The organism is Streptomyces sp. MMG1533, from assembly GCF_001279775.1.
Classification (GTDB): Bacteria; Actinomycetota; Actinomycetes; order Streptomycetales; family Streptomycetaceae; genus Streptomyces.
The window spans coordinates 15,287-28,017 of record NZ_LGDG01000266.1; the positions used below are offsets into that span (position 1 = coordinate 15,287).

The window sequence follows — 12,731 nt, forward strand, 5'->3', positions numbered from 1 at the left end:
GGGGAGGACATGCGCAGGGCGTACCTTCCCGGAATGATCCTGTGATGGTCACCGAGTAGGCCCGCGTTCGCAGCGCGGGTCGGGAAGGCACGCCCGTGCTCAGCGTAGTGAACGCCGACGGCTCCACCGAGTCCGGCTCCCTGATCGACGAGATCGTCCGCGAGTGCGCCCGGCGGATGCTCGCCGCCGCGCTGGAAGCTGAAGTCAACCAGTACATAGCCGAGTTGGCCTCGGAGACGGACGAGGCCGGGCGCCGTCTGGTGGTCCGCAACGGCCACCACCGGCCGAGGACCGTGACCACTGCCGCAGGTTCCGTCGAGGTCACGGCCCCGCGCGTCAACGACAAGCGGGTGGACGAGGCCACCGGCGAGCGGATGCGGTTCTCCTCGAAGATCCTGCCGCCGTGGTGCCGCAAGTCACCCAAGGCCAGTGAGGTGCTGCCGCTGCTCTACCTGCACGGGCTGTCCTCGGGGGACTTCGTGCCCGAAGCTGGAGCAGTTCCTCGGCTCGGCGGCCGGCCTGTCGCCGGCCACCGTGACCCGGCTGACAAAGCAGTGGCAGGACGACCACGCCGCCTTCCAGCAGCGCGACCTCGCCGAGTCCGACTACGTGTACGTGTGGGCCGACGGGGTGCACCCCAAGGTCCGGTTCGGACAGACGCACTCCTGCGTCCTGGTTCTGATGGGTGTGCGCCTGGACGGCACCAAGGAGCTGATCGCACTGGCCGAGGGGCTGCGTGAGTCGACCGAGTCGTGGGCCGACCTGCTGCGCGACTGCCGCAGACGCGGCATGCGCGATCCCGAGCTCGTCGTCGGCGACGGCGCGATGGGCCTGTGGAAAGCGCTCGCGGAAGTGTTCCCGGCTGCCCGCCACCAGCGGTGCTGGGTCCACAAGGCCCGCAATGTCACAAACGCCCTGCCGAAGTCCGCGCAGCCGGGCGCGACGAAGGCGATGCAGGAGATCTACAACGCCGAGGACCGCGGCCACGCCGAGAAGGCGATCGAGGCGTTCGCGAAGACCTACGGCGCCAAGTTCCCCAAGGCCGTCGCGAAGATTACCGACGACCGCGACGAGCTGCTGGCGTTCTACGACTTCCCGGCCGAGCACTGGATCCACCTGCGGACCACGAACCCGATCGAGTCGACCTTCTCCACCGTCAAGCTCCGAACCAAGGTCACCCGCGGCGCCGGCAGCCCAGCCGCGGCCGTCGCGATGGTGTTCAAGCTCGTCGAATCCGCCCAGGCCCGCTGGCGCGCGGTCACCGGAGCCCACCTCGTCGCCCTGGTCCGCGCGGGCGCCAAGTTCGAAAACGGCATCCTCGTCGAGCGCGCGGAGGCCGCAGCCGCCTAAAAGGCCGCGATCGGATCGGTGGCGCGTTCGCGGCGGGCCAAGGTGCGCATCACCGGAAGGACGCCGTGACGAATCACGGCCATGCGGGTGAGGCAGGCGATGACCAAGTCGGTGGCCTCGGCCGGCACCGACGGGGTGGGTGCCTCCAGGCTGACGGCAAGGTCGTCGAGGTGGACAACAAGTTCCACGAGCCGGGTTAGCAGACACTGATCGAGCGGCAGTACGTGGGCGAACACGCCGACAGGCTGGTCGAGCTGCATGGTCGGCAACTGCACTGCGAGCCGGGCGCGAGCGGCGTCAAACTCCTCGACCAGGGTGGCAGGCCCACCGGCCGCCTCCTGCTCGCCCACCTCGCGGATCCGACGCGGCACCGCATCCTCCAGATGCGGCGCCGGGCCGGCGCCAGACAGGAAGTACGCGACAGCATCGATGGGCGTCCCGCCCGCCGGTGGCAGCTCGGCCAGCCAACGCTCGACGTTGAAGACCGCCCGGGCCAGATGCCCGGCTAGACCGCTGATCCGGAACTCGGCCAGTGCGCTCGGCTGCTCCCACCGTTCGGCCAGCACCGGCGAACGCAGCAGCCGGGACGCGACCTCGGCCGTGTCGAGAAATGCGGAGATCACACCGGCAGGCTAGCGGCTGGCCTGCCACGTTGCCATCCGCTGTCCGAGATTTCCATGGCGGCCCCCTCTGACTATGCGCGTGATCCGCCAGACAGGCCCTAATCACAAGTCACACGATCCACAACTCTTGACAATTACTCGACATCACCTCTCCCTGCCGTCCCTATAACTTTTCAGGTTGCCCCCGCATGCTCCTGAAGGAGAATGCGGGGGCAGCTATTCGACATAGGGGGATGCGTGACGTCTTTCAGCAAGGGTGCAGTCGCGATACTGACGGCGGGAGCTGCCGTCCTTACAGTGGGGCTCGGGGCTTCGCCGGCATCAGCCAAGGCGTCTGACGGCTTCGTCCGCGGTTACGACAAGTTCACCGACGACTTCGACGATGAGGGCACGCTCAGTACGACGGTCAACGAGAAGTCCAATGCGACCTGTCTGTGGCAGTCGATCCTGTGGGCGGAAGGAATCAACGCCAGCAGGGACAGCGTCGACGGGGTCTTCGGCGACAGGACGGCCGAGGCCACCCGCATTCTCCAGGACCGGTGGGGCCTGACGAACGACGGCGTGGTGGGCAAGGGGACCTTCGCTGAGGCGGGAGATCGTCTCGAGTATCGCAACGGCAGCACCTTCCGCGGCGAGGAGCTCGGAGTGACGTACAGGGGAAGCAAGTACGCCATCTGGCTTTACCGAGACGTCCAAGGCCGATACCAGTTCCGAGACGGCAACGGTGACATGCGTATCGCCGGGTACGACCACTGGACCTGCACGACCTGATCGCGGACCGCCCCGTGCGCCGTGAGGCGTACGGGGCGACGTTCCCTCGGCCTGACGAAAAGACGCGGGAGTGGAGGCTTGCCCTGACGGAACGACTGTTGGCGGCGCAGGACTGCGCTGAGCGGCTGGCCGATGAGAACCGTCAGCTCGCGGAGGAGAACTGGCAGCTCAGGCTGGCGCGCTCCCGAACGGTCATGCGGCTTGTGGCATCACGTAGCCGGGGGCGACGTCGCGCCGTTCGGCCGGACGATGCGCGCGGCGGGTGAGCCGCCGGGTCATGAGCGTGATCGCGGCCCAGGTCATGAGTGATTCGCTCATCTCGGGGAGTCGTTCGTGGTCGCGGCAGTGCCTTCGGGCCCTCATGATCCACGACCATGATCGTTCAACCGCCCAGCGGCGCGGCAGGACGACGAAACCCTTGGTGTCCGGCGGCCGGCGCACCGTCTTGACGGTGATGTCGAGGTACTTCTCCGCCCAGGGAATGAGTCCGTTCTTGGCGTAGGCGGAGTCGGCCCAGACGATGGCGATCTCCGGATGCAGGAACGCGAGGCGGAACAGCAACTCGCGGGCGACCAGGGAGTCCTGGGCGTCGGCGGGGGTGACCATCACCAGCAGCACGAGGCTGCGATGGTCGCAGATCAGGTGCCGTTTCCGCCCATTGATCAGCTTCCCGCCCTCCCATCCGCGGGTGGCTTTGCTGACGGTCTCGGAGGCTTTGATGGACTGGCTGTCCACGATCACTGAGGCAGTGTTGGGTGCCTTTCCCGCGGTGAGGCGGATCCGGCGGCGGAGCTGGTCGCGGATGACGCCGATGACCCCGGCCGCCGCCCAGCGTCTGGCGAACCCGTAGATCGTGCGCCAGGGCGGGTAGTCGGCGGGCATGGCACGCCATTTTATTCCGTTATCGACCAGATAGCGGATGCCGTCAATGATCTCCCTGCGGGGCCACTTCTCGGGATGGCCGCCTCGTTTGGTCTGGCAGGCGGGGGTGGGCAACAGCGGTGCGATGAGGGCCCATTCGGCGTCGGTGGTGTCGGAGGGGTAGCGGGATGCGCGCATGAAATAGGAGAAAGGGGCCGGTCCCGGGGTGCGGACGGCGGGCCGGGCCGACCCCCTGTTCTCCTTCGTGGTGGTGGGCTCCGCCGCTGCGGCTACTGGATCTGCGGGCGGGCGATCATGTCGAGGGCGCTTTGGACCGCGTTCATCTGGGCGACGACGTACTTCACCCAGCGGCTCTTGGGAAAGAGCCTGGCGTGCGGGGCCAGGACACCGGTGATGACCCGGCTGATCTGCGTGAACTTCACATCAGCCCACTGCTGTTCCCATTCCTCCAGCGCGTCGGGGTCCAGGCAGAAGCGGTAGCCGTCCCTCGGTGACCACACCAGCGGCGGCCAGTCCTTCTCGCCGGCCAGTTCACGGAAGGCGGCCAGCCCGCGCACCAGCTGGGAGCCGGACAACTCGGTGACCGCCATCAGCCGGGGCTTCTTCAGCCCGGCCGGGGCGACCTCCATCAACGCGAGCCGGATCGAGTCGGCGTGACGGCCCGCCGTGGGCGAGCGGCGTCTGTCACGCTCCGTCGTTCGGGAGCGCGCCATCACTTACTCGCCCCGCAGGAGCCGGGCCAGTGCCTCGTCCACGTCGACGTCGCCGGTTTCGACGGCGTGCTCGATCCATTCGAGGGCGGCCCTCACCCGGGCGATGTTCTCGCCCAGCACTGCTTTCTCGTCCTCGCGGACGGTGCGGCCGTGCAGGCCGGGGACCACCCGGTTGGCGGTGGCCACGAAGGTGTGACAGGCCCCGACGAGGTCCAGGAACTCCGCCGTCCGCTCGAACCGGTGGACGGCCGGCGCCAGTTCACTCGTTCGCTCGTGGTGGTGCGCCCGCCCGACACCCCCTCCCCGCAGACCCTGCGCAGCAACTATGTCCACGACGACAGGTACATCGCCGCTGACGACAAGCGGGTACGGCGCGTGGAGCGCGACGTCCACACGGGCGTGAGCAGTAGCGAGGTAGGGCAACTGGTGGACCGGAAGGTGTTCTGCGAGCCCGAGGCGGACGACGACACCGACGAGGCCCGCGTCGCCGCGATCGTGGAGGCCGTGTTCGCGCTGCTGCCCGTCTGCGCGGGCCCGTGCGAGCAGGGTGGGGTGGGGCGGCGCGGGCCGATCGGCGAGCCGTTCCCGCTGGAGCAGGTGGGCCGCTGGACGTGGGTGCAGGGCCCGCAGGGGCCCGTCATCATCCCCGACCGCCTCGAACGCCTCACCAACTGGTGCGTTGAGCGGCGCCCGCCGTTTCGAGCAGCACCGCCGCGAGCGTCGCCCGACAGAGCACACCGAGCTTCGCGCAGACATGCCCGAGGTGGTTCTCGATCGTCTTCACGCTCAGCAGTTGCTCCCGCCCGATCTGCCGGTTCGTCAGCCCGGTCGCCGTCAGCCGGGGCACGGCCAGCTCCTGCGCGGGGAGCCACGCGCCGCTCGCGTCCCCGCCCGTTGGTGTCCTGTCTCAAGCAAGTCCGGGCAGGAGCATGCGTTGACCTGCGGTGCCCGGACTTGCGTGAGACGGGATCTTTCGTCGCGTCTCACGCAAGGCCCGGATGCAGGTCGCGTCTTCGGGATCCGTGGGCAGGTCACTCGTACTGTGAGTCTTCGCCATCTTCGAACATGCAGGTCGGAGGCTCTGGCGTGGCGCTCGCTCGGGACACTCATGCTGATCTCGGGCGGGAGTCTGCGGTCTTGATCATCTGTCATGTCGTCGGTCGGCTGTCACATTTGGGTCATCGAACCCAGCCCAGCCAGCCGGGTTGTCAATGTCAAACAGCCGCTCGCGGCGGCGCGGCCCGAAGGGCACATCAGCCCCCAGCGTCATCTCCCGGTGCGGTACGCTCTCGCGGCCCACGGCCGGCGACGGCGTCCGCGAGGGGCGCAGCCAGCTCTCCGTTGCATGTAGCGTGCGGAAATGACAACAAGCGAGCGGCTCGCGGAGCAGCTGGACTGGTACTGGCACAAAAACCTGCGGCCGCGGCTGGACGGTCTTACCGATGAGGAGTACTTCTGGGAGCCGGTGCGCGGCTGCTGGAGCATCCGCCCACGTGGCACGTCGGCCGCACCGATGTCGGCAGGTTCGGGGGAGTGGACGATGGACTTCGCGTCCCCTGACCCGGTGCCGGCGCCGGTGACCACGATTGCCTGGCGGCTGGCGCACATCATCGTCTCGTGCCTGGGCTATCGGGTCGGATGGTACTTCGGCGGCCAGGACGTCGACTCCGAGACATTCGCTTACGCGGGGACCGCTGACGAGGCGCTGAAGCAGCTCGATGAGATGTATGGGACATGGAACGCGGGGGTCCGCGAACTCTCGGACGCTGACCTGGAGAATCCGCCCACGGTGGGTCCCGAGCGGTTTCCCATGGAGAACAGGGTCCTGCACGTCAACAGGGAGCTGATCCATCACGGCGCCGAGATTTCCCTGCTGCGCGACCTCTACCGCTGGCAGGACGGAGCCGTACCGCGCCGAATATGACTTTCCGGTAACCGGCGATCGAGCTTCGGAAACCTACGTGGACTCCGTGACGCTCCGTGGCTGCGAGCTTCAGTGAAGCTGCGCCCTCTTGAAGTAGCTGGTCAGGGTGGTGGCGTGAGGGTCGTTCGGGGTGGTCATGCTGGTGTTGGGCGGAGGTCTCGGGTGTAGATCATCTGTCAGCGGGCTCCTTGAGGTTCGTCAGGACGAACAGGGCGCGCAGCACGCCGGTCGCGCGGGCGGGATCGGTGCGGAGCTTGGTGAGGATCCGCCAGTTCTTGAGATGGGCGAAGCCGTGCTCGACCGGGGCGCGTGCGGCGGCGAGCGCCCGGTTCGCTTCCTTTTCGCTGGTGGTGAGCTTGCGGGCGCGGGTGGCCTTGAAGCCGGTGACGACCACGGGGTCATCCGGGTCGTCGTCCAGGCAGAGGAAGCCGAGATCGGCCAGGGCGCCGAGGCCGGCGGCGCGTAGGTGGGACAGGATGCGGTCACGTCGGGCGGCGGTGATGTCGTGAGTGCGGCCGGGCCGAGCCGCGGAGATCCAGATCATACGAGGACCCGCAAAACCAACCCTGCCAGCCGATCCACACCTCAGACTGCCACCCACCACCAGCACGAGCACCCCGAACGACCCTCACGCCACCACCCTGATCAGCTACTTCAAGATGGCGCAGCTTTCTATGATGGGCCCGTTTCCGCTGATGTCGCGTCAAGGATTGCGAGGTCGAAACCGGCCTCGGTCAGGACAGCGGCGGCAACTCCGCGGCCGACCTGGGCGAGACCGATCAGCAGGTCGTCGCAGTCGATGCGGTCGGAGCCCTTCTGCTGGGATCGTGCCTCCGCGAGGTCGATCGCCTTGCGGGAGTAAGGGGTCCAGGCGATCCGTTCGGCCGCTTGGGAGGCGCCCATGCTCAGCCGGGCTCCGACGGACTTGTGGACCGACTCGGGAGAGATGCCGGCGGCCTGCAGGAGGCGGGTTGCGCTGTTGTCCTCGGCGGTAAGGCCCCGCAGCAGGTGCTCTGTGCCGATGTAGTTGTTGCGGTGGTGCACGGCCGCTTGCTTGACGTGGACCATCGCTTGGCGGAGGTCGTCGGTCATCGTCTCGGGGCTGTAGCGCTTATGCGGGGCGTGGAAGCGCTGCTGGACCGCTTGCCGGGTCACTCCCAGAGCGGTGCCGATGTCCGTCCATGAGGAGCCGTGCATCCGGCAGTGCTCGACGTAGTCCTCGACCAAATCGTCCGCCAGGGCCTGTAGTTGGCCTGCGAGTTGCGCGGCAACCGTCAGCAGGGCGAGCCAGTCGGGCTGCTCTTGGCCGCCGGAGTGGTGAGCGGTGTCGCATCTCCGGTCGACTTCCGCGATGAGATCGTCCAGGTCTGGAAGAGCCATGAGGCAAGTACGCCTTGACAGTTCCAAATTGTCAAGACGTACTTGCCTCTCTTGCTTGGTGGTGCAGTGGCCGGACATGACTGAGACGTCAGCTCACTTGCCCGGAGATCTCCGAGACTGCCCGGACATCACAGAGACAGGACAGTTGGGCCGCTCCCGGCCGCACGCCGCCGGCTCGGCCGCCGTACGGGCTTCGTACGGTACGGCGCCCAGCCCTCGAACAGCGCGTGCGCCGCCTCCAGGTCACCATGGGTGCGAGTAGCCCGGCCGCCGCCCTTGCGACGGGGTTCAAGCTTGCCGAGTCCGCCCGGGCGCGCCGGCGTGTGGTCACCGCACCCCACCTCGTCGCCCTCGTCCGGGCCGGCGCCCGCTTCGAGAACCGTCAACTCTTCGAAGTCCCGAGGAACCCGCCGCAGCGTGACACACCTCAACCGACCTGCAACTCCTGACAGTTGCTCATGGAACCAGCGCCGGTGGCGCTACGCTGCTGTGTCGTGCAGGAGACGCGCCTCGACACTGCTCGGATCCGGGCGGCTCGCCGGGTAATCGACCCGGTCTTTCTCGACACTCCGCTGTACCGCTGCGAGGCTCTGGAGCCCGAGCTCGGGTGCACGGTGAGCATCAAGCTCGAAACGGCGAACCCGGTCCGCAGCTTCAAGGCCCGCGGCACCGAGGTAGTCGCGAGTCTGCTCGCCGAAAGCGGCTCGCGAGCCGTGGTGTGCGCCAGCGCAGGCAACCTTGGCCAAGCCCTCGCTTGGTCCGGTCGCGGCCGGGGGCTCGACGTGACCGTTGTGGCATCCCGCTTTGCGACTGTGGCCAAGCTTGATCGCATCCGCGCATTGGGCGCCAGGCTGGAGCTGGTGGACGGCGACCACGAGATGGCTCGCGAGCGGGCGGCGGCCATCGCGCGGTACGACGGCATCCGGCTGGTCGAAGACAGCCTGGACATCGAGACCTGCGAGGGCGCTGCGACCATCGGCCTGGAACTGGTGGACACCGCGCCGTCGTTCGACACCGTCCTGATTGCTCTCGGCGGCGGGGCGCTGGCCACCGGCGTGGGTCATGTGGTGAAGGCCTTGGCACCCGAAGTCGAGGTGATCTGCGTCCAGCCGCTGGGCGCACCGGCGCTGACGCACTCGTGGCGCCAACGACGTGTCGTCACCACCGACTCCACCAACACCATCGCCGACGGCGTCGCCGGCCGACGTCCCATCCCGGCCGTCCTGGACGACCTCCTCCTGGTCGCTGACGACGCCGTCCTGGTCCAGGAGGCGTCGATCACCGCCGGTATGCGGATGCTCCTCGACCACGCCGGCCTCGTCGTCGAACCGTCGGCCGCGCTCGGCATCGCAGCGATCCTCGAAGACCGTGACCGCTTCGCCGGCCGACACGTAGTCACCATCGTGTGCGGTAGCAACGTCGACGTAGACGCCTATCACCGCTGGGTCGGTGCGGCTCCCATCCACAAGTCTTGACGGGGGCCTCGCACTGCTCAACGACCCCGTTTGGGGCATCGGGCACGCGTCGGGGTTGTGGCTTGGGCGGCGGTGGACGACCGGGAGGCTGCGAGAGCGCCGCCAATGGTGCCAAGAACTGCAGTGGCTGCGGCGACGGCCAGATGCAGCCGGGTGCGGTTGGCCCTGCAGCATCCAGTGTGGCGCCGGGCCGGACGGACCCCTCCTTGTTGCCGTCGGGAGCTGAATGGAGGGGCTGCTGGGTGCCTTCGGTGCCGGCTTGCGGAGCGAGGGGTTCACCCCCGCCGGATGGCCTGGTCTGGATACGGTTTTCTCTGGGACGGCTGTGAGGGCTGCTCGGGCCGAGGGGGCGGGGTGGGGCTGAGTTATCAGGATGCTGTTCGCCTGCTGGGGGCATCGCAGGGGCGTACGGTCGAGGCGCTGGACCGCTTGACGGGAGGACTGCTGCTTGCCACGTCGGCCACGGGCATCGGTCTGCTCTCCAGCCTGTTCGACGCCAGGGGCGAGCTGGCCCGGTTGAGCGCGGATCTGGTGCGCGGTGTGAGTGAACAGGCGCGGGGGCTTGCTCGTTTCGATCGCAGTGAACGCCTGGCCGCGGCCCACGCCGTAGTGGTTCTCTCGGCCTATTTCGAGATCCTCTCCGAGACGGACCTCCCGTGCGACGCACGGGAGTTGGAGCTCACCCGTGCCGAGCAGGCAGCCCTCGCGGGGAGCGATTCGGTGGCTGGCCGGCGGCTGGGTTCCCTGGCCGCCGGTCTGCTTCAGGCCGAGGTTCCGATGCCCGTGCCGCAACGGCCTTACGAGGTGACCCTGCAAGCCCTGTCAGAGTTCTATCAGCGCCTGTCCGGCGAAGTGACCCGGTTCGTGTCGGGCCTCGTGGTGTGGGACATCCTCGACGACACGCGCAGAGAGCGTTTCGCGCAGACACTCTCGAACGATCTTCCTGGGCGGGCCGTCACCCGTTACGAGGAACTGTTCAGGCAGTTGGCGCTCGACTGCCCGGAGGTTGCCTTCTGGGCCAACCTGGTGGATCACCGGGCGACGCGTGCGCACCTGCGGACGGTGAGCGCCGGGCTGGAGGGGCTCCAGGAGGTTCTCGCCCAGATCGCGCAGCGCAGGCCCGCCGATGCCTGGATCACCGCGCTGGCGCGTGCTCATGCGGCCGTGCTTGATCGTCCGATCCTCACCTCCCGCGATGCCCTGGACGGGGTGAGCCTTCCGGTTCTGGGCACCGCGTACGTCAATCCGGACTTCCGGGTCTGCGACGTGGGCCCGTCCGACCCGTTCGCCACCGAGAGCTGGTGGCAAGAGCAGCCGGTGCGCGCCGACCTGGAGGCACTTCTGCTGGGACACCTGACCTCTTTGCAGGCCGTACGTCCCCCGCTGATCGTGCTGGGGCAGCCCGGGTCGGGCAAATCCGTGCTCACGCAGGTGCTGGCGGCACGTCTGCCGCCCGCCGACTTCCTCGTCGTACGCGTGATATTGCGGGAGGCTGCCGCCGACGCCGACCTGCAGACCCAGATCGAGCAGGCGGTCCGGGCGTCCACTGGCGAGTTGGTGAACTGGCCCGAACTCGTGCATCGCGCGAAGGGGGCGATGCCGGTCGTCATGCTGGACGGGTTCGACGAGCTGCTGCAGGCGACCGGTACCAGCCAGACGGACTATCTGCTGCGGGTGGCCGAATTCCAGGCGCGCGAGGCGGGCCAGGGGCGCCCCGTCGCCGTCCTCGTCACGAGCCGCACGGCGGTCGCCGACCGGGCACGGCCCGCGCGGGGCATGATCGCCGTGCGCCTGGAGCCCTTCAACGACAGCCAGGTGGCACAGTGGCTGCAGGTGTGGAACGCCACCAACGCAGCCGGCTTCGCCGCGCGAGGACTTCACCCCCTCACCGCGGACACCGTACTTGCACACGGCGAGTTGGCATCCCAGCCGCTCCTGCTCCTGATGCTGGCGCTGTACGACTCTGATCACAACGCGCTGCAACTGCACAGCGCCGCGCTGGGCCAGGCGGAACTCTACGAACGCCTCCTCACGAGCTTCGCCGAACGAGAAGTCCGCAAGAAGGCACCCGCGCTGACCGAGGGACAACTGGGCGAGGCGGTGGAGGAAGAACTCACCCAGTTGTCGATCGTGGCGTTCGCGATGTTCAACCGCGGCCAACAATGGATCAGCGCAGCGGAACTGAACACAGACCTCGCCGCCCTCACGCCGGATACCGACAGCCGATCCGCCCCCACCGGCCTGCGCGCCACCCTCACCGCCGCGCAACTCCTGCTCGGCCGCTTCTTCTTCGTCCACGAGGCGCGGGCAAGCCGCGAAGGCCGGACCCTGAGCGCCTACGAGTTCCTCCACGCCACCTTCGGGGAGTACCTGGTGGCCCGGCTCGCCACGCAGGAACTGCACGACCTGGCCGAGTCGGCGCGCCATCACACCCCCCGCAGCCGGCCGGCCACCATCGACGACGCGTTCCTTCACGCGCTGCTGTCCTTCATGCCCCTGACCACACGCGGAACGACCGTCTCCTTCCTTGTGGAACGGCTGCGGGGATGGCCGCAATCACTGCGGGCGCAGACGCTCACTCTCCTTCTCGGCCTCTTCCACCGGGCGCTGCACACACGCCACGACACCCGCTACGACGCCTACATGCCGCAGCGTGTGACGGTGCCGGCCCGACCGGCGACGTACTCCGTCAACCTGATGCTCCTCGCAGCAGCCACCGCGAGCACCGACGGTCTCCGCGGCGACGACCTCTTCCCCGGCGCCGGCGAAATAGTCGCCGCCTGGCGCCGCTTGGCGCTGCTGTGGCGTTCCCAGTGCCCGCCGGAGGGCTGGAGCGGGCTCATCGCCACCGTGGAGATCGAGCGGCTCTGGGAAGACGGCCGGCGGCAGATTCGGGTGCGCTTGCGGGACGATGCGGAACCCGAGTCGTTCAGCCCGGACCCGTACTGGAGCTACGATTTCGGGCCGGACCACCAATACCGGCCTCGCACAGACGACTCCTGGTTCTCGTGGATCCGGGACGACAACCACCAGCTGCAACAGCAGACGCAATTCCTCTGCGACGTCGCCGATGACATCTTCGCGCATGCACTGCAGCCCTGGGCCGGCCCGTGGGACACGGCAGTCGTCACCTTCCACGCAACCAGAGAACACCCCGCTGCATCCGCGACGAACGCACTCGTCCGCCTATGGCTGACCAGCGACCAGGACAGCACAACGGCGGACCTCACCGCCGCCTTCGACGTCTGCCTCCACATCGCCCTCAACGGATTCGCCCCCGTCGATATGGACACCAGGCGGCGCTTCCGGCTGGTGTTCTTGCGCCGTCTTGCCGCGGACTGGGAACGGCTCGAGCACGACTGGGTGGAGCAGGCCATGCGGGCCATCCACGAAGGCGGGAACAACGCCTCGGACGAGGGCCCGCAGTTCCTTGACGCAGCTCGAGAGATCCTGCCCTCCCATCTCACAGCCCTGTGGCGCAACGGGCGTTACTGACTGTCCCGCTGATGCGTACCTTTCCAAGGCCGCCCGGCCGGCCAGGGCACATCCCGGCCATGCCTGGCTGGACCGAGTGCTGTCGTTGGCAGCAGCCGGGCACCGGGCACCGGGCACG

General features: G+C 68.2%; 10 protein-coding genes and 3 pseudogenes. 6 read left to right on the forward strand and 7 right to left on the reverse strand.

Annotation, left to right across the window (positions count from 1 at the left end):
* Positions 1-95 precede the first annotated feature (95 nt).
* Positions 96-1,350, forward strand: a pseudogene (locus tag ADK57_RS40510) (IS256 family transposase).
* Here the strand turns inward: ADK57_RS40510 and ADK57_RS40515 are convergent.
* Positions 1,347-1,973 (reverse strand): maleylpyruvate isomerase N-terminal domain-containing protein, encoded by a 627-nt coding sequence (locus tag ADK57_RS40515; protein WP_053754740.1) that lies wholly within the window; start codon positions 1,971-1,973, stop codon positions 1,347-1,349. The pseudogene ADK57_RS40510 and the gene ADK57_RS40515 overlap by 4 nt on opposite strands.
* A 237-nt stretch (positions 1,974-2,210) precedes the next feature.
* Between ADK57_RS40515 and ADK57_RS40520 the strand changes: the two genes are divergently transcribed.
* Positions 2,211-2,744, forward strand: coding sequence for a peptidoglycan-binding domain-containing protein (locus tag ADK57_RS40520; protein WP_234390561.1), 534 nt, complete (start codon positions 2,211-2,213; stop codon positions 2,742-2,744).
* A gap of 195 nt (positions 2,745-2,939) precedes the next feature.
* Here the strand turns inward: ADK57_RS40520 and ADK57_RS40525 are convergent.
* The 4 genes and pseudogenes from ADK57_RS40525 to ADK57_RS40540 form a co-directional block, all read right to left on the reverse strand.
* Positions 2,940-3,803: pseudogene (locus tag ADK57_RS40525) on the reverse strand (IS5 family transposase); the annotation flags it as partial.
* Between the two features lie 92 nt (positions 3,804-3,895).
* Positions 3,896-4,339, reverse strand: a complete 444-nt coding sequence (locus ADK57_RS40530; RefSeq protein ID WP_053754759.1) for a hypothetical protein — start codon at positions 4,337-4,339, stop codon at positions 3,896-3,898.
* Between the two features lie 3 nt (positions 4,340-4,342).
* Positions 4,343-4,672, reverse strand: coding sequence for a DUF6192 family protein (locus ADK57_RS40535; protein WP_159050231.1), 330 nt, complete (start codon positions 4,670-4,672; stop codon positions 4,343-4,345).
* A gap of 331 nt (positions 4,673-5,003) precedes the next feature.
* The gene (locus tag ADK57_RS40540) at positions 5,004-5,192 is read right to left on the reverse strand and encodes a LuxR C-terminal-related transcriptional regulator (protein WP_078973604.1); all 189 of its coding nucleotides are present in this window, start codon (positions 5,190-5,192) and stop codon (positions 5,004-5,006) included.
* Positions 5,193-5,699: 507 nt separating this feature from the next.
* Between ADK57_RS40540 and ADK57_RS40545 the strand changes: the two genes are divergently transcribed.
* Positions 5,700-6,263: a DinB family protein gene (locus tag ADK57_RS40545; RefSeq protein WP_053754745.1), complete on the forward strand. Its 564-nt coding sequence runs from the start codon at positions 5,700-5,702 to the stop codon at positions 6,261-6,263.
* A 169-nt stretch (positions 6,264-6,432) separates the two neighbouring features.
* Here the strand turns inward: ADK57_RS40545 and ADK57_RS40550 are convergent, their stop codons facing one another.
* Together ADK57_RS40550 and ADK57_RS40555 are read right to left on the reverse strand one after the other, a co-directional pair.
* Positions 6,433-6,807 carry a transposase family protein gene (locus ADK57_RS40550; RefSeq protein ID WP_078973605.1) on the reverse strand — a complete coding sequence of 125 codons (375 nt, stop codon included), beginning with the start codon at positions 6,805-6,807 and terminating at the stop codon, positions 6,433-6,435.
* 128 nt (positions 6,808-6,935) lie between these two features.
* Positions 6,936-7,643 (reverse strand): Clp protease N-terminal domain-containing protein, encoded by a 708-nt coding sequence (locus ADK57_RS40555; protein WP_234390562.1) that lies wholly within the window; start codon positions 7,641-7,643, stop codon positions 6,936-6,938.
* A 233-nt stretch (positions 7,644-7,876) separates the two neighbouring features.
* Between ADK57_RS40555 and ADK57_RS51780 the strand changes: the two are divergent.
* From ADK57_RS51780 to ADK57_RS40565, 3 genes and pseudogenes are all read left to right on the forward strand, one after another.
* Positions 7,877-8,092: pseudogene (locus tag ADK57_RS51780) on the forward strand (hypothetical protein); the annotation flags it as partial.
* Positions 8,093-8,137: 45 nt separating this feature from the next.
* Positions 8,138-9,118, forward strand: a complete 981-nt coding sequence (locus ADK57_RS40560; RefSeq protein WP_053754746.1) for a threonine ammonia-lyase — start codon at positions 8,138-8,140, stop codon at positions 9,116-9,118.
* Between the two features lie 354 nt (positions 9,119-9,472).
* Positions 9,473-12,613, forward strand: coding sequence for an NACHT domain-containing protein (locus ADK57_RS40565; RefSeq protein WP_159050232.1), 3,141 nt, complete (start codon positions 9,473-9,475; stop codon positions 12,611-12,613).
* Positions 12,614-12,731 lie beyond the last annotated feature (118 nt).

Coding starts and splice junctions, on each gene's coding strand:
- ADK57_RS40555 (WP_234390562.1), bottom strand. CDS start 7,643: ATGGCTCTTCCAGACCTGGACGATCTCATCGCGGAAGTCGACCGGAGA.
- ADK57_RS40530 (WP_053754759.1), bottom strand. CDS start 4,339: ATGGCGCGCTCCCGAACGACGGAGCGTGACAGACGCCGCTCGCCCACG.
- ADK57_RS40550 (WP_078973605.1), bottom strand. CDS start 6,807: ATGATCTGGATCTCCGCGGCTCGGCCCGGCCGCACTCACGACATCACC.
- ADK57_RS40545 (WP_053754745.1), top strand. CDS start 5,700: ATGACAACAAGCGAGCGGCTCGCGGAGCAGCTGGACTGGTACTGGCAC.